This is a genomic window from Pseudomonas sp. MAFF 730105 (assembly GCF_055380705.1).
The window spans coordinates 699,379-722,910 of sequence record NZ_AP018438.1 but is presented as its reverse complement, the minus strand read 5'-3'; the positions used below and the strand labels follow the sequence as shown (position 1 = coordinate 722,910).

At 61.1% G+C, this 23,532-nt stretch carries 12 protein-coding genes; 9 read left to right on the top strand and 3 right to left on the bottom strand.

The features are described from left to right. On the bottom strand, nt 1-3,951 hold the full coding sequence (locus tag PCOSP_RS03100; protein ID WP_464710292.1) for a dermonecrotic toxin domain-containing protein: 3,951 nt from the start codon (nt 3,949-3,951) through the stop codon (nt 1-3). Between the two features lie 261 nt (nt 3,952-4,212). Between PCOSP_RS03100 and prmA the strand changes: the two genes are divergently transcribed. The 8 genes from prmA to PCOSP_RS03060 all read left to right on the top strand — a co-directional run bounded on the left by prmA (nt 4,213) and on the right by PCOSP_RS03060 (nt 14,531). After that, entirely contained in the window at nt 4,213-5,091 is an 879-nt protein-coding gene (gene prmA / locus PCOSP_RS03095; protein ID WP_139646636.1) for a 50S ribosomal protein L11 methyltransferase, read from the top strand. A gap of 30 nt (nt 5,092-5,121) precedes the next feature. Continuing rightward, entirely contained in the window at nt 5,122-6,357 is a 1,236-nt protein-coding gene (locus PCOSP_RS03090) for a DUF3426 domain-containing protein (protein ID WP_464710291.1), read from the top strand. Between the two features lie 185 nt (nt 6,358-6,542). Next, complete coding sequence (gene dusB, locus PCOSP_RS03085; RefSeq protein ID WP_041022520.1) at nt 6,543-7,550, top strand: tRNA dihydrouridine synthase DusB; 1,008 nt, start codon at nt 6,543-6,545, stop codon at nt 7,548-7,550. Further along, complete coding sequence (fis, locus tag PCOSP_RS03080) at nt 7,547-7,867, top strand: DNA-binding transcriptional regulator Fis (protein ID WP_024781407.1); 321 nt, start codon at nt 7,547-7,549, stop codon at nt 7,865-7,867. The genes dusB and fis overlap by 4 nt, the downstream gene beginning before the upstream one ends. Nucleotides 7,868-7,950: 83 nt before the next feature. Then, nucleotides 7,951-9,558, top strand: coding sequence for a bifunctional phosphoribosylaminoimidazolecarboxamide formyltransferase/IMP cyclohydrolase (gene purH / locus PCOSP_RS03075; protein WP_464710290.1), 1,608 nt, complete (start codon nt 7,951-7,953; stop codon nt 9,556-9,558). Nucleotides 9,559-9,702: 144 nt separating this feature from the next. Beyond that, the gene (gene purD / locus PCOSP_RS03070) at nt 9,703-10,998 is read left to right on the top strand and encodes a phosphoribosylamine--glycine ligase (protein WP_175363080.1); all 1,296 of its coding nucleotides are present in this window, start codon (nt 9,703-9,705) and stop codon (nt 10,996-10,998) included. Between the two features lie 99 nt (nt 10,999-11,097). Continuing rightward, nucleotides 11,098-13,872 (top strand): hybrid sensor histidine kinase/response regulator, encoded by a 2,775-nt coding sequence (locus tag PCOSP_RS03065; protein ID WP_139646647.1) that lies wholly within the window; start codon nt 11,098-11,100, stop codon nt 13,870-13,872. Nucleotides 13,873-13,934: 62 nt separating this feature from the next. Next, complete coding sequence (locus PCOSP_RS03060) at nt 13,935-14,531, top strand: MarC family protein (protein ID WP_139646649.1); 597 nt, start codon at nt 13,935-13,937, stop codon at nt 14,529-14,531. Nucleotides 14,532-14,544: 13 nt separating this feature from the next. Here PCOSP_RS03060 and PCOSP_RS03055 read toward each other — a convergent pair whose 3' ends face one another. After that, on the bottom strand, nt 14,545-15,363 hold the full coding sequence (locus PCOSP_RS03055; protein WP_464710289.1) for a hypothetical protein: 819 nt from the start codon (nt 15,361-15,363) through the stop codon (nt 14,545-14,547). Nucleotides 15,364-15,578: 215 nt separating this feature from the next. On the opposite strand from PCOSP_RS03055, the gene PCOSP_RS03050 reads away from it, so the two are divergent. Continuing rightward, nucleotides 15,579-16,241, top strand: coding sequence for a hypothetical protein (locus tag PCOSP_RS03050; protein ID WP_139646653.1), 663 nt, complete (start codon nt 15,579-15,581; stop codon nt 16,239-16,241). Between the two features lie 27 nt (nt 16,242-16,268). On the opposite strand, the gene PCOSP_RS03045 is transcribed toward PCOSP_RS03050, so the two are convergent. Beyond that, nucleotides 16,269-23,330, bottom strand: coding sequence for a TcdA/TcdB pore-forming domain-containing protein (locus PCOSP_RS03045; RefSeq protein WP_464710288.1), 7,062 nt, complete (start codon nt 23,328-23,330; stop codon nt 16,269-16,271). Nucleotides 23,331-23,532 lie beyond the last annotated feature (202 nt).

The window sequence follows — 23,532 nt, the reverse complement described above, 5'->3', positions numbered from 1 at the left end:
TCAGCTCAGCAGCACCGTCGAGAAAGCTTGCGCTTCGATCTGCGCCGAAGTCACCGGCCTCCCCTGCCCAGTGCTGATGGCACCGCTGGGATTGGCGACCAGGGGCTCGTTTCGCACGCGCCTCATGAACCCCCGTGCCCGTACCGACACCGGATCGGAGCTCTTTTTCGCTCGCGCCAGCACCGGTATGTAGTAGCGTTCGACTTGGCCGCGCCCTGTCTTGAACACCGACGTCACACCACTGCGCAGGTCCAGCGCGACACCATAGGTACTGCCAAAACAAGAAGAGTACGACCAGTAATCCCACGTGGGTTGCAGGCCCTGGCGCCGCATCGCCGACCTGACCCGCCCGCCGATGTCAGTGCCAGTCAGCCAATCCCCACCCACCAGGGTGGCACGGATATCCTTAGCCACGCCGCCCAGACGCTGCGTTATGTCCCGCAGACAGCGTTCGATCAGCGCGCGGATATTGTGATCAAAGTGAATGACAGCGCCCATTCCGGTGGTCGGGTTGTGCAGCGAAGCGATCACGCAGGTCTGCGCGTTCAGGGAGAACAGATAATTGTCTGCGACGGCCTCGCTGAACCTCGCCACTACCGCCTCGCCCTGCAATGCGCCCCTTGAGACATCCGGGAAGACATGCCCAGGAAACGCCGCCCGCAAGTCATCCACTCGCCCAAGATAAGCCACCTCGCCGTTTCCACCCAGCAAGCCCGGCTTATCGTAGACCCACTTGCCATTCGACATCCTGCGCAGGGGCTCTTGATAAAGCGCCCCGGGATTCCTGGCATCCACCAGGCGCAGACCGTCAAGAGAGGGATGTTTCTTCACTTGGTAGTACCTGCCTTTATGCTTGATAAAGTAGGTGTCCCGCGGCTGTGAAGCACTGGACGGGCTACGCCAGGTGCCCTTGAAAATGCCCTTCTCAGTCACCTCCACCAGATTTGCAGGCACTTTCCTGATGGACTGATGCGCCTTGAAGCGTATGGGTCGTAGCGTCGGATCAGTCTCTTTGGCGGCGGGGGCTGCATGCCTCAAGCGCCGGGCCGACAACGATGCAGGCTTCACCACCTGCCCCAGACGCCTGACAGCGCCCACGATCTGTAGCCCAAACGCGGCGAACAACGCTCCCCAGGTCGCGAACATCCAATGCCACAGCGCGCTTTCCGTGTCGCCCTGGACATGCGCCTCGATGGCCTGCCCGGAACTGACGGTAATGAGGGCGATATCCAGCAGCAGGACAAAAGGGGGATACACCATGCATACCGGCGCTGACGCAAAGAGTAGGCCCTTGATGACCTGGCCCTCGATCACTTCGATACGGCTGGTGGTGACATCCTCCACATCAGTGATGCTGCGCTCGATATAGGCATCGAATTCGGCCCGGATGTCGATCACCCGATTGAGTTCGCGCAGCGCATCGACGCGAGCACTCGTCGTCGCCAGGGCCACCAGCGAACGCCTTACCTTTTCCCTGGCGGTGAGCGCCACCCGCCCCACGACATAATCATGCAGTCGCGCAGCGACCCCTCCGGAAAAATCCCGGTACCGGCGAAAGGTAACGCCGTCCGGCGCGTCTGGCGTGTACAGCCAGGATGCACGTTTCGGATCGAAGTAGGTGAAAACGTAAACGCCCAATACGACATGCCCATCGACAGTAAACCTGACCACGCCCTCGCGCCTCACCAGCGTCCCCGGATATTCAGGGCCCGACACTGCCACCAACTCACCCAGCAGGGTGACTTGCCGGGTGAGCCACCAGAATTCCGAATCGTTCAACAGCCCCATCCCCTTCGCGACGCGCAGGTCACGGTCCATTCGGATCAGCAGCATGTGGCGGTAGGTATTGCGGCGCTTGATGTAGGCAGGCGAATCGACGTCGAGGAACCTGGTGCGGGTCTCTGCCCCATAGTGCTCGCCCACATAAGCCCGTCGGATATAGAGCGCCAGCTCGGCACTGCGGACCTGCCCCAGGTCCTGCCCGACAGAGGAACGCACACCTTTGCGAGGGTCGTCGATACCCGAGTTATCGTCGTATCCATGGATGACCAGATCCAGCAGGCTCGCGGTCTTCGTGTTACGGCCCGCGAGCCCCGGGCTGTAGTCGATGAGGATCGTCGCGGGATCCACCGACTCAAGTACGCCCCTGCTGCGCAGGTAAGGCGTGATCGCCTGGGCGACGGTGCGCTTGGCGAAGTCCACGAAGACTTCGAAGTCCGCAAGCAGCTCGTTGAATGCCCGCTGATGCAGCAGGAGCTCCTGACTCAAACTGCTGATGTTTCGACGGGAATCAAGCGGCAGTGCGGCGTACCAGCGAGGCGACTCGTCCAACTGCACCTGCGCCAGGTTATGGGCCAACCCCATGGCCACGGCGTCTTCCAGGCACGCCCTGAATCCCGTCGCTCCGGCCCTTAGATCCTTGCCCATGTCCCATGAAATCGGCTTGTCCATCACACGGGCAAAGTATTCCCGAGCCACATCGCGATCATTCGGGGACAGCTGCTGCACCAGGTATTCGCGCCCTGCCTCATTTCGGGTCCATGCGCCGATTTCCACACTTACGGCCCACAGCGACGGCAACTCGATCCACTCCTGGCCATCGGGCTTGGCGGGCGCATACAGCAATAGGTCACCCTGCATACCCTCGCGGAAAAACAGCAGCAGATCGGCGCATCGCAAGCCGTTTGGTAGTGCCAGGCCGGTGACATGCAGCGGGTTGGCGGACAGGACCGACGCCTCGCCGTCCCAGAGGGCTTTGACCGCGTCATGATTGACCGCCTTCAGATGACCCGCGCAACGCGCAATGAATGCGCTTTGCTGCAGTCGGGCCGTCAGCCAATCGAACATGGCGGGCTTCAGATCAGCCCGACCATATCGATCGGTCAGCGCTTGCAAGTACCCGGCAGGCGCATCCACATCCGCCAACAAACGGCTGACGAACGCCGATGAAAGGGGCTGATTGCGTAGCATCGCGCCGTTTTCCACCAACAGTACCGACACGGCATCCGACCTTACCGGCCCCGCCACCAGCAGGTCACTCAGGCTGTAACGTTGTATGGGCTGATCAACGACCGCTCTCCATTGCAACGTCACCCGAACGTTGTCCGGCTCGACGTCCATGTCCAGCTCATGCCTGATATACGCCTTGGCCTGTTGCCGGGCGAAGGCCCGCAACGAGCCCACGCCATCGAGCAACTCATCGACCAGCGCCTGCGCCTGCTGAGTCCGCTCCTGAAGCAGCCGTAGCGATGCTCGCCCGGGTTCATCCAACACCCGCAGCCAATGAGGCAGTTGCAAGCGTGCCAACGCATCGAGATCCCGGCGCTCCTGCTCAGTGGCCAGCGCAGTCGCTTCACTTACGCGACGCCAGGCATCCTGGAGCGTTTCGATGCGCTCCCGCAGCGCCTCGACGTCCAGGCCTGCCAACTGGTCAGGCTGAAAAATCCTGTCGATGGCCGCCATGTGTTCATTAAGTTTGCGCTGGACCACGCCCTCGAGCGAGGCGTCACCAGCAGTCATCCGCCAATAACGACGCAGGTAGTCCTTGTAGTGCTGAATGCCCCCCCAGGCGACGGACTCCACCACCTGGACAATGACCTCCCGACGCTCGTCCGTAAAACCCGAGTCGGGCCCGCCAGGCCAACGGAACGCCACGTCGTATTCCTCGTCAGGCGCAATCGGCCTGTCATCGATCATCCGTTGCAGCACGGTGTCCAGCAGGGTGCCGATGAAATACGGATCGATGTTGCCTTCCTGGTAACGGGTACGCAGTTCGACCAACAGATACTCCTCCAGCACCTCCAGCAAGGTCATCTGGGTTTGTAGTCGCGTGTCGATAACGGCCTTCCAGCGTGTCAGTCTTTCCAGAACGGCGTGTGCGGTTTCCGCTTGCGGAACAGATACCGGTCCTGCGCCATTCACCTTGCTTTGCCCCTCGGCAGTGTTGTCCATCACGTTCCTCCCTGTTGTGTGGACCCTCACCTTATCCGCCGTACAACACCTCCATGTCATACATATATATCTCGAAACACCACGCCGGACGGCAGCCGCGGCCTGCCACGGGCCACCGGGCTTATCCACTTTGACGGCGACCTGGCGTACACTGCGCAGCTTTCGCAGCCTAGTGACCTGCGTGGCTAATTCGGCTACTCAAATTAGCCACACAGGTCATTAAGCCTGCTTCCTGTAGATTTATTTCCAAAGGTGCCCGCCATGCCTTGGCTGCAAGTACGTCTGGCCATCAGCCCGGAACAAGCCGAAACCTACGAAGATGCGTTTCTTGAAGTAGGCGCCGTATCGGTCACCTTCATGGACGCCGAAGACCAGCCGATCTTCGAGCCGGAACTGAACACCACCCCGCTGTGGTCCCACACCCATCTGCTGGCCTTGTTCGAAGGCGGCACCGAAGCGGCCAGCGTTCTGGCCCATCTGGAACTGCTGACCGGCAGCCCGTTGCCCGAACATCACAGCGAAGTGATCGAAGACCAGGATTGGGAACGCAGCTGGATGGACAATTTCCAGCCGATGCGCTTTGGCCAGCGGCTGTGGATCGTTCCGAGCTGGCACGCGGCGCCGGAGCCGGACGCCGTCAACCTGCTGTTGGACCCGGGCCTGGCGTTCGGCACCGGCACCCACCCGACCACCGCGCTGTGCCTGGAATGGCTCGACGGTCAGGATCTCAAGGGCTGCGACGTACTCGACTTCGGCTGCGGGTCGGGCATCCTGGCCATTGCCGCGCTGCTGCTGGGTGCCAAAGAAGCGGTCGGCACCGACATCGACGTCCAGGCCCTGGAAGCGTCCCGCGACAACGCCGGGCGCAATAACATTGCCGAAGCACTGTTCCCACTCTATCTGCCGCAGGACCTGCCCCAGGTCCAGGCCGACGTATTGGTGGCCAATATCCTCGCCGGACCGTTGGTCTCCCTGGCGCCGCAACTGTCGGGCCTGGTCAAGCCGGGTGGACGACTGGCGCTGTCGGGCATCCTGGCCGAACAGGGCGAGGAAGTCGCCGCCGCTTATGCCGCCGACTTTGACCTGGACCCTATTGCCAATCGTGATGGCTGGGTGCGCATCACCGGCCGTCGGCGCTAGAATGGCCGCTTGTATCCACCGGATAGCCGCATGACCGACAGTTTCGTCACCCAGTGCCCGCATTGCCACACCAGTTTTCGCGTCAGCCATGCTCAATTGAGCGTGGCCCGCGGGGTGGTTCGCTGCGGCTCGTGCCTGCAAGTCTTCAATGCCGCACGGCAACTGCTGGAACAACGGACAGCCAGGGAACCCGCTCCCACCGCTCCCGCGCCCATTCGGCCTGCCGTCGTCGAAGCACCACCCCGGGCGATCAGCCAGAAGCAGTGGACCGCCGCGGAGCTGGACCTGGATGACCTGGACAAGGAACTGGCTCGCCTGGAGCGACGCGACAAACGGGCACCGGACTCCTTCGGCCGACGCCGCGAAGATAACCTGAGCGCACAGCGGGACCACCTTTCCGACGAGCAGGAACCCTGGTCCGACAGCCTGTACAGCGAGTCTCCCGCCGAGCGCGCGGAAGCAGTGGCCCAAGTCCCTATCGAACCGTTCGCGCCCCATGAGCCCGTCCGGCCACCACGCACCGAGCCGTCCCTGTCCCTACCTCTGACGCTGGAACCACTGGACCCGGACGATGAACCTGGCGCGCCGCTGCACCTGGCGCCGGACGATGAGCCCGACGAACGCCTCGAGCGCCTGTCCGCCACCGACGATATCGACGACGCCGACGAAGAGCCGGTCCAGTCCCGCAGGAAACGCGAACGCCAGGAGCCTGGAATACGCGCCGAAGTCCTTCAGGACCTTGACGACGATCCGTTGCAACTGGACTGGCGCAAGCGCCGCTCGCCCTGGGGGCGGCGCCTGCTGTGGAGCCTGTTGATCCTGCTCGCCGCCGGGGCCTTGGCAGGCCAGTACATCGCCTATCATTTCGACGAACTGGCCCGCCAGGACCAGTACCGCCCGTGGTTCCTGCAGATTTGCCCGACCATTGGCTGCGACGTGCCATCCAAAGTCGACATCGCCAAGATCAAGAGCAGCAACCTGGTGGTGCGCAGTCATCCGGACTTCAGCGGCGCCCTGGTGGTGGACGCGATCATCTACAATCGTGCGCCCTTCTCCCAGCCTTTTCCGCTGCTGGAACTGCGCTTCGCCGACCTTAACGGGCACTTGATCGCCAGCCGTCGCTTCAAGCCCGGAGAATACCTGGGCGGCGATCTGGAAGGCCTGGGGGAAATGCCGCCGCAGACCCCTATTCATATCGCCCTGGACATTCTGGATCCGGGCCCCAAAGCGGTGAACTACAGTTTGAGCTTCCACTCGCCCGAGTGAAGCCACCGGGGGCCAGTCGATTGACGGCAGCTTTCTGACCCACCCCAGCCGGACCAAACCGCTGGCGATAACAAAATAGCTGTTCAGATTTTATCCAATTCGATCTTTATCCAGTCATCGAGAGCGGGTATCATGCCAACCCTTTTTCGAAGTCTCATGATCCGGCCCCACTTCAGGGAAGTCCTATGTCGGCGGTACGCATCGGCCCATACACACTGCAGAACGGTCTGGTTCTCGCCCCCATGGCGGGCGTCACCGATCAGCCCTTTCGTCAGTTATGCAAACGGCTGGGCGCCGGTCTTGTGGTTTCGGAAATGGTCACCAGCGACATGAGCCTGTGGAACACCCGCAAGTCGCGTCTGCGCATGATCCACGAAGGCGATCCCGAGCCCCGCTCGGTACAGATCGCCGGTGGCGATGCACAGATGCTGGCAGAGGCGGCCCGGGCCAATGTGGCGCTGGGGGCACAGATCATCGACATCAACATGGGCTGCCCGGCAAAGAAGGTCTGCAACAAGGCTGCCGGCTCGGCGCTGTTGAAGGATGAGGCCCTGGTTACCGAGATCCTGCAGGCGGTCGTCGCCGCAGTCGATGTGCCGGTGACCTTGAAGATCCGCACCGGGTGGGACCGGGAGAACAGGAATGGCCTGACGGTGGCGAAGATCGCCGAACAGGCGGGAATCACGGCGTTGGCAGTCCATGGCCGCACCCGTGCCGACCTGTACACCGGCGAGGCCGAGTACGACACCATCGCCGCGATCAAGCAGGCGGTGTCGATACCGGTGTTTGCCAATGGCGATGTCGACTCGCCAGAGAAGGCCCGGTATGTGCTGGACGCAACCGGTGCCGACGGCCTGTTGATCGGCCGGGCCGCCCAGGGGCGGCCCTGGATTTTCCGTGAGATCGAACACTTCCTGCGCACTGGCGAAAAGCTCGCTGCGCCGCAAATGTCCGAGGTGGAACGAATTCTGCTGGAGCATCTGGCCGCGCTGCATGCCTTCTACGGAGAAGTCATGGGCGTACGCATCGCGCGCAAGCATGTGGGCTGGTATCTCGCAACCCTGCCGGGCGCCAGGGAGTTTCGCGCCCGCTTCAATCGTTTGGATGGTACGCAAGCACAATGCGCCGACGTTCAGGCCTTCTTCGCTGAACGTTACAAGAGCCTGACAGGGGACGAAGGGGTGGCCGCATGACGATGATGACCGAGACTTTAGTGAGTGGAATAACACCCGTGAGCGACAACGTGAATTTGAAACAGCACCTCAATACGCCTAGCGAAGAGGGTCAGACCCTTCGCGGGAGTGTCGAGAAGGCGCTGCACAATTATTTCGCCCACCTTGAGGGCGCTGCCGTCACGGATGTGTACAACCTGGTGCTTTCCGAAGTCGAGGCGCCACTGCTCGAAAGCGTGATGAACTACGTCAAGGGCAACCAGACCAAGGCCAGCGAGATGCTGGGCCTGAACCGCGGTACCCTGCGCAAGAAACTCAAGCAGTACGATCTGCTGTAAGCATTCAATCAAACCAGAAAGGCGCCCGCATAAAAAACGGTCGCCTTTTTTGCTGACTTCCCTTGCTTTTGATGGAAATTGAAATGACCGACCAGACCACCCGCCTGCCGATCCGCCGCGCCTTGATCAGCGTCTCCGACAAGACCGGGATCCTCGAATTCGCCCGCGAGCTGCAACAGCTGGGTGTCGAGATCCTCTCCACCGGCGGGACCTTCAAGCTGCTGCAGGACAATGGCGTCGCCGCAGTGGAAGTCGCGGACTACACCGGTTTTGCGGAAATGATGGACGGTCGGGTCAAGACCCTGCACCCGAAAATCCACGGTGGGATCCTGGGCCGTCGCGGCATCGACGACGCCATCATGAACGAACACGGCATCAAGCCGATCGACCTGGTGGCGGTCAACCTCTACCCGTTCGAAACCACCATCAACAAGCCGGGCTGCGACCTGCCGACCGCCATCGAGAACATCGACATCGGCGGCCCGACCATGGTCCGCTCGGCGGCCAAGAACCACAAAGACGTGGCCATCGTGGTCAACGCCAGCGACTACGCCAATGTGCTGGAAAACCTCAAGGCCGGCGGCCTGACTTACGCCCAGCGTTTCGACCTGATGCTCAAGGCCTTCGAACACACCGCCGCCTACGACGGCATGATCGCCAACTACATGGGCACCGTGAACCAGGCCGCTGAAACCCTGTCGACCGAAGGCCGCAGCGAATTCCCGCGCACCTTCAACACCCAGTTCGTCAAGGCCCAGGAAATGCGCTATGGCGAGAACCCGCACCAGAGCGCGGCGTTCTACGTGGAAGCCAAGCCTGCCGAAGTCGGCATCGCCACCGCCACCCAGCTGCAAGGCAAGGAACTGTCGTTCAACAACGTGGCCGACACCGACGCCGCGCTGGAGTGCGTGAAGAGCTTCGTCAAGCCGGCCTGCGTGATCGTCAAGCACGCCAACCCGTGCGGCGTGGCCGTGAGCCCGGACGCCGAGGGCGGTATCCGCCAGGCCTACGAGCTGGCCTACGCCACCGACACCGAATCGGCCTTCGGTGGCATCATCGCCTTCAACCGTGAACTGGATGCCGAAACCGCCAAAGCCATCGTCGAGCGTCAGTTCGTCGAAGTGATCATCGCGCCTTCGGTCAGCGAAGAAGCTCGAGCCATCGTGGCCGCCAAGGCCAACGTGCGCCTGCTTGCCTGCGGCCAATGGTCGGCCGACCGTGCTCCGGCCTGGGACTACAAGCGTGTCAACGGCGGCCTGCTGGTACAGAGCCGTGACATCGGCATGATCGGCAGCGCCGACCTGAAAGTCGTGACCCAGCGCGCCCCGAGCGAGCAGGAAATCAACGACCTGATCTTCGCCTGGAAAGTCGCCAAGTACGTCAAGTCCAACGCCATCGTCTACGCCAAGAACCGCCAGACCATCGGTGTCGGCGCCGGCCAGATGAGCCGCGTGAACTCGGCCCGTATCGCCGCCATCAAAGCCGAGCACGCCGGCCTGCAGGTCCAGGGCGCGGTCATGGCGTCCGATGCGTTCTTCCCGTTCCGCGACGGTATCGACAACGCGGCCAAGGTCGGCATCACTGCGGTGATCCAGCCGGGTGGTTCGATGCGTGATGCAGAAGTCATCGCTGCCGCCGACGAAGCCGGCATTGCGATGGTATTTACCGGCATGCGCCACTTCCGCCACTGATACACCTATTGATCGTACCCACGCTCTGCGTGGGCACGCAGCCCGGGACGCTCCGCGTCCCTGGACGCAGAGCGTCCGTAGAGGCATTCCCACGCAGAGCGTGGGAACGATCAGCCCCAATCAGCGTCATCCGAGGTTTTTGAAATGAATGTTTTGATCATTGGCAGCGGTGGCCGTGAACACGCTCTGGCCTGGAAAGTGGCCCAGGATCCGCGCGTGCAGAAGGTTTTCGTGGCGCCGGGCAATGCCGGTACCGCCATCGAAGCCAAGTGCGAGAACGTCGCCATCGACGTGCTGGCCCTGGAACAATTGGCCGACTTCGCCGAGAAGAATGTCTCGCTGACCATCGTCGGTCCGGAAGTGCCGTTGGTCGCCGGTGTCGTCGACCTGTTCCGCTCCCGTGGCCTGGACTGCTTCGGTCCGACCGCCGGCGCCGCACAGTTGGAAGGCTCGAAAGCCTTCACCAAGGATTTCCTGGCCCGGCACAAGATTCCGACCGCCGACTACCAGAATTTCACCGAAATCGAGCCGGCCCTGGCCTACCTGCGGGAGAAAGGCGCCCCTATCGTGATCAAGGCCGATGGCCTGGCGGCCGGTAAAGGCGTGATCGTGGCCATGACCCTGGCCGAAGCCGAAGACGCCGTGCGCGACATGCTGGCCGGCAATGCCTTCGGTGACGCCGGTTCCCGGGTCGTGATCGAAGAATTCCTCGACGGCGAAGAAGCCAGCTTCATCGTCATGGTGGACGGCAAGAACGTCTTGCCGATGGCCACCAGCCAGGACCACAAGCGCGTCGGCGACGGCGACAGCGGCCCGAACACCGGCGGCATGGGTGCCTATTCCCCGGCCCCAGTCGTCACCGCCCAGGTGCACCAGCGTGTCATGGACCAGGTGATCTGGCCAACCGTGCGCGGAATGGCTGAGGAAGGCAACGTTTACACGGGTTTCCTCTATGCTGGCCTGATGATCGACAAGGCTGGTAACCCAAAAGTCATCGAATTCAACTGCCGTTTCGGCGATCCTGAGACCCAGCCGGTGATGTTGCGCCTGCAATCGAGCCTGGTCCTGCTGGTCGAAGCCGCGTTGGCCCAGGCGCTGGACAAGGTCGAAGCGCAGTGGGATCCGCGCCCAAGCGTTGGTGTCGTATTGGCGGCCGGCGGTTACCCGAGCGACTACGCCAAGGGCAGCGCGATCCGTGGCCTGGAGGCTGCGGCCCAGTTGGAAGGCAAGGTTTTCCACGCCGGGACCGCGCTGAAGGACGGCCAGGTCGTCACCGCAGGCGGTCGCGTGCTGTGCGCCACCGCCATGGGAGCCAGTGTCGACGCCGCTCAGCAGCAGGCCTACAAGCTTGCCGCCGAGATCGATTGGGAAGGTTGCTTCTACCGTAAGGACATTGGTTATCGTGCCATTGCCCGCGAGCGTGGCGAAAATCTGGAATAACCCGGCCTTTCAGCCAGGCAGGGCTCCGTGGCCCTTGCCTGTCTGTCCGGGCGCCGCGCATAGTTATAATCTGGCATCAACCTAAGAAGGGATTTCGCCGTGCGCTGGCTCAGGATTGCCATAGGCTTTACCGTCACCCTGCTTACGCTGCTCTGCATGCTTTCGGCCCAGGCCGCGCCAGGCAGTGGCTGGGCGGTATTGCTCGACGAACAGGGCGACCTGAAGCTGAGCGACATCCGCTCCGCCCGCTACACCAACCAATTCAGCCCCATCGACCTCGACCGTATCCGCGCCGCCGAGCCTGATGGCGCGCTGTGGCTGCGCTTCCGGCTGGCACCCGACAAGCATGAGCAGATCCTGCGCATCTTTGCGCCCGACCTGTCGCGCTTGAATCTCTATGTGCTGGACGGCGACGCCCTGATCGATCAACAGATCACCGGCAATGCCCTGCCCCGCAGCGAGCATTCGGTGCCCAGCAGCGATTTCATGCTGGCCCTGCCCCGCAGCGATAAACCGCTGGACGTCTACCTGCGACTGGCATCCCGGCATGAGCTGCGCCCGCACATCACCCTGCAGCCGGCAATCGTGGCCGCGGCGGATCAGAACCAGACCCTGATCTATGGCTGGTTGTTCGGCTGCATCGCCATGCTGATCCTGCACAACCTCACCCGCTACGCCTACACCCGCTCACGCAGTTGCCTGTGGTTGGCGGCTTGTGAGGGGCTGCTGATGCTCAGCCTGGCATTGCTGCTGAACCTGGCGGGGGGCTGGTTACCCGACTGGCCGGCGGTGCAGACTCCTGGCGCTTATCTGGCCCTGCTGCTGACCGCGCCATGCGGCCTGATGCTCGCCTACCGCTTTTTTGCCCCCCTGGGACCGCACCCGCTGAACCGGCTGCTGCTGGGGGGCATCGTGTTCATCATGCTGTGCAGTCTGTTGCTGTTGTTCGTCAACACCCTGCCGCTCAACATCATGACCTACGCGCTGGTGGCCTTGGCCGGCCTGAGCATGCTGTTCGTCAGCGCCTGGCACTGGCAGAAGGGCTACCGCCCCGCACGGCTGTTTGTCGCGGCCATGGTGGTTTTCAACCTGGGCACGCTGATCATCCTGCCCGCCCTGCAAGGCCTCACGGAAGTCGCGCCCCAAGGTCTGATCGTCACGCTGCTGGTGTTCATCTGCATCAGCGGCCTGCTGATGAGCGTCGCCCTGGGCGAACGCCAGCGCTCCATCAACGAAAGCCGTTTCAGCATCAGTCGCGACCTGGCGGCGAGCAATGCCGAGATCAATGCCAAGGCGGAATTCCTGGCCAAGATCAGCCACGAGATCCGTACCCCGATGAACGGCGTGCTGGGCATGACCGAACTGCTGCTGGGCACGCCGCTGTCGGTCAAGCAGCGCGACTACGTGCAGACCATCCACAGCGCCGGCAACGAGCTGCTGACGCTGATCAATGAGATCCTCGACATTTCCCGGCTCGAATCCGGTCAGATCGAACTGGACGATGTGCAGTTCGATCTCAATGCCTTGATCGAGGATTGCCTGAGCATCTTCCGCGCCAAGGCCGAGCAGCAGAATGTCGAGCTGATCAGTTTCATCCAGCCCCAGGTACCGCGGGTGATCAGCGGTGACCCGACGCGGCTGCGCCAGGCGTTGCTGAGCCTGTTGGAAAACGCCTTGAAGAAGACCGACGAAGGCGAGGTGCTGATCGTCGTGGCCCTTGACGAGCGCAGCAGCGAACCGCGCCTGCGCATTGCCGTGCAAGACAGCGGCGTGCCCATGGACGCCGAAGAGCGCGACACGCTCATGCACGCCGAGCTGCACAGCAAGAACTTCCTGTCGGCCACGCGCTTGGGCGGCAACCTGGGCCTGGTCATCGCCCGCCAGTTGATCATGCTGATGCACGGCGAGTTCGGCATCAAGAGCGGAAGCAACCAGGGCAGCACCTTGTGGCTGACCCTGCCGTTGGATCCGGATCGCCTGGAGCACCCGACCTCCGATCTCGACAGTCCGTTGCAAGGCGCGCGGGTGCTGGTCGTCGATGACAATGAGACCTGCCGCAAGGTGCTGGTGCAGCAATGCAGCGCCTGGGGCTTGAATGTCAGCGCGGTGCCATCGGGCAAGGAAGCCCTGGCGCTGCTGCGCACCAAGGCTCACCTGCGGGATTATTTCGACGTGGTGCTGCTGGACCAGAACATGCCCGGCATGACCGGCATGCAGCTGGCGGCCAAGATCAAGGAAGACCCAAGCCTGAACCACGACATCCTGTTGATCATGCTCACCGGCATCAGCAACGCACCGAGCAAGATCGTGGCGCGCAACAGCGGGGTCAAGCGCATCCTCGCCAAGCCGGTGGCCGGCTATACCCTCAAGACCACCCTCGCGGACGAACTGAACCAGCGCAACAAAGGCCATGCCCCCAATGTCCCATTGAATGCCGGTCCCGCCGTGCCGGTGAAAGTCCCCAGCGACTTCCGCATCCTGGTGGCCGAAGACAACAGCATTTCCACCAAAGTCATCCGCGGCATGCTCGGCAAGCTCAACCTGCAACCCGACACCGCCAGCAACGGTGAGGAAGCCCTCAAGGCCATGAAGGAACGGCGCTACGACCTGGTCCTGATGGATTGCGAAATGCCGATCCTCGATGGATTTTCCGCCACCCAGCAGCTGCGAGCCTGGGAAATGGGTAACCAGCGAACCCGCACGCCCATCGTGGCGCTCACGGCCCACATCCTGGCCGAGCACAAGGAGCGGGCCCGTCAGGCCGGGATGGACGGCCACATGGCCAAACCGGTGGAGTTGTCGCAACTGCGCGAGCTGATCGAGCACTGGGTGGCCCAACGCGAACAACAGAACCGCACGGCGCAAACGTCCTGAGCCGACAGACGTCACACTGCCTGATAGACTTCCGTCCTCTTTCTCCGCCTTGAGCCCCGACCATGCTCCATGTGCTGTTCAGCGTTTACCTGAAGATGCTGGTGCTCTACAGCCCCTTCTTCGTGTTGTCGTGCTTTATCGGCCTGACCCGTGGCTATTCGCGCAAGGAGCAGCGACGCCTGGCCTGGAAGGTCGCGATCGCGACACTGATCTCCAGCGTCCTGCTGTATTTGTTCGGGCGGGTGATTTTCACTGTGTTCGGCATCACCGTGGATGCATTCCGTATCGGCGCTGGCAGCGTGCTGTTCATTTCAGCGCTGGGCATGGCCCAAGGCAAGTCGGCTGTACAGACCGACAATGTCCAGCAGGACGTAACCATCGTCCCGCTGACCATTCCGTTGACTGTCGGCCCCGGCACCATCGGCGCGCTGCTGGTGATGGGCGTGAGCCAGCCGCACTGGGACGACAAACTCATGGCTATCATCAGCATCGCCCTGGCCAGCTTCACCGTCGGTGTCGTGCTCTACCTGTCCAGCCGCATCGAACGGATCCTGGGTGACCAGGGCTTGCAGATCGTCAGCCGCCTGATGGGCTTATTCGTCTGTGCGTTGGCGGCCCAGATCATCTTTACCGGCGTGAAAGGCTACCTGGTGCCATAACACCACTGACCTGTCAGCCTTGCTTGCGGCGGTTGAAGCGCTTTCGCAGCACTTCCCTGCGATGTTCCCCCAGGTACTCCTCGATGTCCGACCTGAACTCTTCGTAACGAGCCGGGTTGAACGTCACGAAGGATTTACCGCGAAAGATGTCCCGCGCCGACGATTGCCAGTTCACGAAAAGGACACCGCCGTTATTCGAAGTGCCGGTCTGCCTGATCGAGGCGGACGAGGCGATCAGGATGCCGTTGGCCAACTGCTCGCAGGGAATGACGGAGAGGCGAGCGCCCTCGGGTGTCTTGACCTGGCTGTTGAACAGATTGATGGTTTGCTTATCCTGCTTCAGCCCGTCGATCGTGGTGTTCACCACAGCACCGAGCACCGATGCTGCCGGGACACTGGCCTTCACGCCATCGATGATCCCCTTGACGATATCGCTGATCACGAAGTCCATGTCCACGCGCTGGGAACTCTCGGAGTAGCGGGTATAGCCGTCATCGGCCACGAAACATCCGAGGTCATGCAGGCACCGGATAAATGCGTCGTACCACGCCAAGGTGTTCTTGCCGCCCGGCACTTCAAAGTTGGCCTCCATGATGGCCATGGTCATCAGATTCTCCATGATCGCCATGTTGGTGAGCGACATGTTGCTGCCGTAGCCTACCAGCGCGTTTCCCAACATCAGCGCGTCCAGATCCCTGGTCGGGCTGTCCAGTAGTGCTGCGGATCGACGCACACGCCGACTGGGAGAAACCAGCGCCTTGCGCCTGTTGATGCGCGCGCCGATCAGCTCAATGCTCTGTTCAATACTCACTTCACTTTCAAACTGTTCCATATAACTTCCTTGGTTATGTAATGACCGCTCCTGCGGACAAGCTGCAATCTAATTTACCCTTTAGTAAAACTGCAACTTCAGGCCCATTACAACATATGTAGCCTTCCTAGCCTCGGCCTCCCAACAACATTCTGATTTAAATCAACTCATTTACTTACTTGAATCCACCGACCACCGCTGTATTTATAAAAGACAACTTCTACGGAGACTCACCCATGAACAACCCATCGCTGACCGGCCTGGTCACAGGTCCTAACCTGCTCTCCTATATCGAGACACTTTCCCTGCAGGATCACAACGACATCGCGGACTGCAATAACATTGCCACCCGCTCAGCCGACCTTGGTCATCACCGCTATACCGATTCGAAAGGCTGGTTCGAAGAGTATGTACGCACGTTGAATTTCCTCGGCTGGTCGCTGTATGACGACACCATCTTCACCCGTACCCGGCACCTCGTCTCCGGCTCGGTGGCGGACTTCCTGGTTCAGGGCGCCCAGGCCATGAAGGATTCACGGCAGGCGAACGCAATGATCGATACCCTCGATGCCCTGAAAGCCGATCAGCCGGCGATGCTGTCCTTCGACAAGGAAACCCGGCACGGCGAAACGTTTCAGATCATCCCGGCCCGCTACGACTCGCGGAACGACGTCCATATCGCCGTCTACAAGCTCGAACTGAGCGTGGATATAAAAAAACACAACTTTCTATTTTGGGACTGGGAAAAGCGCTCGGCAAAAATCATCCAGCAACAGGCATTCTTCAAACTGGACAGGATTCATTTGAACAATAAAAGAACCCTCATAAAGAAGAAGCTGGACGAACATCTCATGAGGCGATTCAACTTGAAAAGGAATCGCCCCATGAGCGTTCAATAATCGGCTCCGCTTTATTGAGCGACCTGATTAATCCACCGCATTACTTTCCAACTTCTTCGAAACGCTCAGCAGATCTTTCAGCAAGATGCTATTGCGGGGATTCGGCTGGGCGTCCAAGCGCCGTATCAACTTTGAAACGGCATAACGTCGATGCCCCTCGAAACTGAGCAAGACCTCACCCCGCAAGTTGATATCGCTGGCATACACCTCACGAATAATCACACTGTGTCCACTATCAGGATCAATGATCACCAAGTGCTCATCGACAATGCTCAGCAACAACCGGTCTGGGTCATCCAGCTCCCAGATCAACTTGCCAGGTTCTGCAGACACGCCGTCCAGGGAGGGCCGGCAGTTGAGGACGACCGATTCGAGCCTCAACCAGGCCGCCTTCGTCAGCCGGTAACTCACGCTTCCCTGCCCCAGGCACAGGACCAAGGTCGTGACATCGTCCGGTAGCAGATCGTCGATCTTCATCTTTTCCCCGCCGACAACCAGTACCTCGCCATCACGCCGGACGTAACCGAGGGGCCCCGCCTCTACCATGGCCGGGTAGCTCAACAACTTGCCATTACTGTGCTCATGAAGCAGCACGTTGTCCTGCCGCTGGGTCCCCAGTAAATCGAAGGCCCCTGGAACCTCGGTCCTGGGCACCCGAATCAAGCGCTTACGCTCAGTGACGAACCATTGCAGGTCGCCAGGATCCTCCACAGTCAGCAACGCGTTACGAAACGGCTGGTTCGCCAATTGCTCGAGCATCTCCTGCTTCCGGCCATCCTGGGCAATGACCCACTCACGAGTCACACCCGTGATCAACGCTGACTCCCGACTCCGCAACGAAACCACGACACCTTCGGGCGTCACGCCACGCAGTCCGATACCGTCGACCGTCACCTCGACAAATCGCCAGGGTGCCCATTCACGCTGCGCCTTGGGTAACGCGTCGGCCTGCAACACTTGCGTGCCCAGTCCAAAGACCGACTCAAGCTGCTGCGGATCGATGAACGCCTGACGATGGACTTCCCCCTCGGATACATCGAACAGCCAGGCCGCCTCGCCATCCGGAGTGACGCTCAGCAGGCGCATTTCCTTCCCATGCCCCGGTTCAGCCAGCAGCAGCCTGCTGCCGATGTACCAGGCACACAACGTCGCGTCACCGCTGAAGCTGGTCAGGCCGACAAGGGCCAGACGCTCGGTGGCGTGTCGTCGGGCCAGCGGCTCCAATGCAGACCACCAATGCGCCCGATTCTTGAACCAGGGCGCGTTCATGCCCCCCAGGCTCAGTTCACCCTGGTCCGTGAGGGTGTAGAACAACCCATTGGAAGTCAGCACCAGGTAGCCTCCGTCGATGGCGATGATATTTTCCAACTTCTCGTACTGCTTCCACTTGCTCGACCACTGCCACTTACCGGCCACCAGGGTCCGTCGCCGACGGCACAGTTCCTTTCTGAGCCTGTCGTACACGATGAACACATCGCTGCCGTCCTCCGGCGTGAGCAACGTCAGATCCGTCATGTTCTTGATCGAGTCCGGCCAGCCACGCAGATGGTTGTGTTTCGGCGCGGGGCGGATGATCAGTTGGTCACTGCGGCGAACCCAGGCCATATCCCGCCATTGCGCGTCGATTTTCCAGCAGACCGACACAAAGGGGGCCGGCTGCCAATCGACGGTGGCGTAAGTCGCCTCATTATCGACATACGGCGTAGAGGGGTAACCGCTGCCCAGAACCTGGGTCCAGTCGGCCAGTGTTTCGCTGGCACTGAAGACCGATTCCAGCGCCGGCCCTTCCTCCCGAGTCACCGAACTCAGCAGCAATTGCCCATCATGGATGACATAGACCAGCACATCGCGGGTCTGGTCCGCACGGGTGATTTGCTGTGCGACATGAATCACCCCCTGGGCGTCGGCCTCGACGCTGCGGATGCTGGTAGCCGCATTCTTTGCGCCCCGTAGCCAATAGCGATGGCTCAACAGTCCAGTGTTCGCATCGACCTGCCAGATGATCAGGCCCTCCGGTTCATGGAAATAGGCACTGTCGCCTGCCACCGCCCCCAGCAGTGCGTCATCGGTACCGGGGATCTCGTTACGGATGTACAGGAAACGGTCCTCCTTCGCGTCATACCAGGCCGTGACGTAACGGGGCTCGTCGGGCTTCTCGAAGGGAATCAGGTAGCGGTGGACCGGCGTGTAGGGCATCGCCAGGCGGTGACCTTGCGCCAGGCGCTTGAGGTGTGGCTGCAACGCCTGTCGATCCATGCCCGCAGGCACGTCCTGCTCGATAAGCGTGAGTTTGCGTTCGCTCAGCTCGACTTGGAACACCTGGTTGCCAGCGATCCGCAGCAGCACGTCATGAAAGCCCGTTCCCGTAAAGCTCACCTGGACGGCGCCCACGAACAGTTTCGCGTAGCGCTCGATCCGGATATCGCCCTCAGTGGCCCAGGGCGCATCCAGCACCCAACCCGAGCGCTGTCGGTTCAACGACTCGAGTGTGAGGCTCACGCCGGGATTGAGGCCCACTGCGCAACGCTTGCCCGCGCCTCGGATCCGGTAGCTGACTTTTCCGTGCCACACCGTTGGGAGCACCGGCACCACCAGCGAACGCTCGGTCTCATCGAGCAACACGTCGATCACGGTTGGCCGGTAATCCGGGAGCATGCGGTACAGGATGTAGTCGCTCGGAAACGAATAGAACGAAAACAGGAACAGCCATCCACCATCCGCCTTCTTTTTCTCCAGTCGCCGTGCCGTGTCGAACCCGGTGTCATGGCGCAACCCCGCGAATGGCAGCGCCTTGTACTCATAGCGGTAACAGGTTCTCGGCACGCAAGGCAGTACGATGGCCTGGCCGGCGGACGGGGTGAACTTGACTCGCTCGGTCAGGCGCAGCTCCCAACGGATATCGATCGCCCGGTCATAATCGTCATCGAACGTCGGCACGCCGAAATGATCCCGCAACGGATACAGCCTCGGGCTGTCCAGGGCGAGTTCGCCGCGGACCAGATCCAACGTGCCGACAATCAGTGACGGACGTGGCAACCAGGCGTCGCTGCGAGCGTCAAACCGGTAGGCCTGGAGATGGGCCTTGGTCAGTTCGTCGAAGAACAGCCCGACCTGCCTGGCCTCTTCGGCAACGGCGGCGAACCCCTGGGCCACGGCCGTCACCCCTACCGCCAAGCCGCCCAGGATCACGGCAGCCCCGCCAAGAAACGCTCCGGCAGTGGTGGCGCCGACCGTGAGCGCTCCCGCCGACAACATCAGCCCGGCCGAATCGAAAGCCAGTTGAGTGCCGAACCGGGTACGTTCGATCTCATTGGACGCGGTCAACAACTGATAGATATCGAACCCGACATTCGCCAGTTGCAGCACGCCTCCGGTCGCCTCGCTCACGCTGGAACCCACCGCCGCCTTGACCACTGGCGCAACCGTGCGGGCAATCAACTTCTCTTCCGCCAACGCCTGCCGGACCAGGCCTACCAAGCCTGCCACATCGGTTACGTTGCCATGCACCAGTTGTGCGTAATTGACATAGACATGCAGCCGCACCGCCAGGGACAGAGGACGGTCCGGCCCTTCCCGCTCAGTCAACGCGGACATCAGCGCCTGTATGCTGAAACCGGCATTGAGGGTGTGAACGCTGCCCACTTCGGCAGGCTCGCTCGGGACCAAGGGTTTGTTGGCCAAGGCCAGAAAACGCTCCGAGAGGTAGTTCTTGATTCGCAGGAGTCGATGGTCGTCGGACATGACCCGCACCAGTTGCCCGGGGTCTTTCGGATCGATCAGGTTGATCCGATACGACCCGTCCGAGGTGATTTCCAGGGTTTCGAACAACGGCACAAGTTGCGGCGCCAATTGGTTCTGCTGCCGGAGTTGGCTCGTGACCTCCGCAATGCGTTGTCCCCACCAGTGACCATCCAGGGCCAACAGACTGCTGCCCAGTCGAGAATTGTTCATGAGCGATTGCCCGCGGGCACTGGCCCAGCGCTGCCTGACTGGGGGTTGCGAATGTCCAGGCAGGGCACCCGGTTGCAGCAGTTCCGAGACCCGGATCGAACCGGGCAATGAGGCTTTCGAAACGCGCTCACCGTCCAGCTCGATCAGCTCGAACGTCGGACGGGCCGCCTCCCCATACGCCGCATAGTGAACGGCCATTTCCTGCTGGATAAAGAACCGCTCCAGCGACTGCCTGAATCGAGTGGCATGCTCGAACTCGAAGACGCCGAAATTCGGATCGTAGAAGTGATAGGTGCTGCGCTCACCGTCGAAGGTCCTGGCCACCAGCATGGCGTGGTTGTCGGAATTGAGCATCAACGTGCCGGTGGTTGTCCTGGCTTGCAGCGTCTCCACGACCCGCTTCAGATCCGAGCGCCCCAAGGCATTGCCGACGTCACTGAGCTGCACTTCACGCAACGCTTCCACACCTTGCAGAAACGACACGCAATCGCCTGCCTCAGGCTCGATGGCACCCAGGTAGAAGCGTTCGCGCAGGGTGTTGACCGCCGCCTTCCCCGATGTCATGGCCGCCGCCATGACCAGGGCCAGTGGATAACAGCGCCCACCCACCCTGTCACCTTCGCCCTGAAGCAGCAAATCCTGGGGGACAAGCTTGATCGTGTCGGCCTCGAAGCCGTCCAGGACAGTCGCCAGGCGCTCGGTGATCCGGTCACGGTACTCAAGCTTCGCCACCTGCTGGATCCGGGCAACGTGCCGCCCCCACTGGCGCAGTGTCAGGGGCTGCTCCAGCGCCTGCTTCTTCAAGCCCAGGGCGGTTTCGGAATGCCCGGGCGGCCCACCGCTCGGGTCGGCCAACCCGGCCTGGAAAGCCGGCGCCTGAAGCTTGAACAGGACACGCTCGATCGTCGCGTAGTTGCCCGCGATGCCGCGCTCGTCGAGGTTGTTGGCCAGGTTGTCCAATTGTGGGCGAGCCGCCTCGAAGCTGCGGTTATCCAGCGCCTGCGCGCCGATCAACGCCCCTACCAGCAGGCGTTGCAACGGGCTCAGTTGAGCCACTTCGAAACTGCCCTTGGCCAGACGGCCCAACAGTTCAACGATAGACAAGCGCTGGGTCTGCGCATCGCTCAAGGAGGCCGGGGGCAGCAACTTCGCGCTCTGGTCGCGGATCGACTGGCGCTCTGCAAAACTCAACACGATGGCCTTATCGAAAGTCACCACGCCGGTATGACTGCGATTCATCGTGCTCATGAAGGTGTCGCCCAGCTCATCGGCCAGACGCTGCAGCAGCTCGGTGGATAACACATGACGCCCTTCCAGCAGCGGCCAGCCTTCGTCGAACTGCAGCGAGCGGTACTTGAGCAGCTCTGCCACGTCACCGGCATAACGGGCCTTGAAGCGGCCTTCCTTCCAGCGCTTTTTCTCGTTGTCGAGCCACTGGGTGGTGTCACTTTCGTTCTCTTTCCAGGAATGGTCCTGCTCTTCCTCGGTGGCCAGGTTAACGCTGGTGACCGCCGGGATGGCGGCTTCCGCTCGCCACCGTTCAGCCGTTCGAGGCGTGAAATGCGCCCTCAGGTGGGCCGCCATGCCCTCGAGCATGGCGCCAGGTCCGGTCAGGTAGATCGTCACTTCGCTCTGGGGGCGGATTCCATCGCTGTAGTAGGTGGCGGCAGCCTGAACCAGCAAAGACGTGGTCATTTCCACTTCCGGTGGCAACTCATGCAAAGCACCAAACACCTGGGTCGCCGCCTGCTTTGCAACACGAGCCATGGCGTCGACATCGGTAAAGGCGACGTTCTGCTCATCGGCCAGGCGGGCAGTGGCATCGACGATTTCATAGTTGAGCCTGAAACGATCGAGCACGGCCTTGAGCATCGCCGACCCCGGGTGGGCCATCAGAAATGCGTTGCTCAGCGAGTTCCGTACCACAACGGCGCGCAGCTCGTATGGGCGAGCCAAGCGCTCCACCGGCATGCGAAAAACGCGCTCCAACTCGGGTTTGCTGTCCGCGAAGCTCTTGAGTGCCTCACGACTTTCCAATGGAATCTGCTCCAGGTAGTCCATGTACTGGTTGCGCAAGGCCTGGCGACCCGGCATCCAGTCGGGATTGCGATCAAGCAGCAGCTGCAACGTGCCCAGAAGCGCATCGGTCTTGAACCCGCGAATATCGACTGACCCCAGTTTCTCCAGCAAGGGTGGCAGACAGTCGACGTCGGCATATCGGCCGCCCTCCATGAGCAGCGCCTCGGCGCGCACGACATCGGAGGCTGAGGCAAAATTGCCACGCAGGCTGATCTCGCGTTCGTAGATATCCTTCAGTTGAAGCCCTTCACCCCGGGTCAGATCACGCAACGCCAAGTTCCCTTCGGCCAATGCCTGGAGGCTGCGCCGGTTATCGGCCTTCAGGGTATCGAGTCGCGCCTTGTCCTGGCCATAAGCTCGAACCAGCAGGTCCACTCTCGCAGCATCGGCACTGCCGCCGTTTTCCACCGCCTTCTTGATATGGGCATACATCTGTTGCTTGAGGACGATGGCACGCTCTTCATAAAGGTCACCCAATTCAGATGCATCGGTACTGTCCTTCCCACCGTTGGACATGGCATCCGCCTTGGCGGCTTCGACAATAATCCGGTTGGTTTCATAGGCCAGCAGTGCATCACTGTCATACCAAAGATAAAGTTGATGGTCGGCAGCGCCCATCACGTGCTTCCAGATATTGATGTAGTCGCGCTGAATACTGCCAATACCTCCGCCGAGCCAGGCAAAGTGCAATTTTTTCGGTACTTCCGTGGCCGCTACTTTCAATTGATCGAGACTGTTTTGCAGGCGCGCTTCAAAATCCTCTACTTGGTTTTGAATGTGCGCCAGATCCCCAGCAGCGGAGCCGCCAGTTGGCGTCAGTTCTGCCGCACGGCGCCGACGACTGCCCTGCAATACCGTCAACGCCTGCTTGAGCAGCCCCAGCGGCTCCAACAGGTATGACGCATCCTGCACGGCGGTACAGCCGGAGTAATATCGGAGCACCGCATCATATTGATCATCGCCCTTGTAGGGCGCTAACGCCTGTTCAAGATCCTTCAGTTTCAGTACACCCTTGAAATCGACATAACCCGCCGTCGATGAAAACCCGCTCTCACTCATAACAACACTTCCATTTATCGTATATGAATAGCCGAAGCCATTTTCAGGCAACGACAGCCCACCCGTGCATCCAGGCACCTGGGCATTAAACTTTAAAAAATGCAACGCTCTCGATAAGCGCGAATAAAAGTAACCTGGCACCCGGTTACGGCTCAACTAATAAGCAATCCAATAAATTTCCAAATAAAAACAAACTTCATGT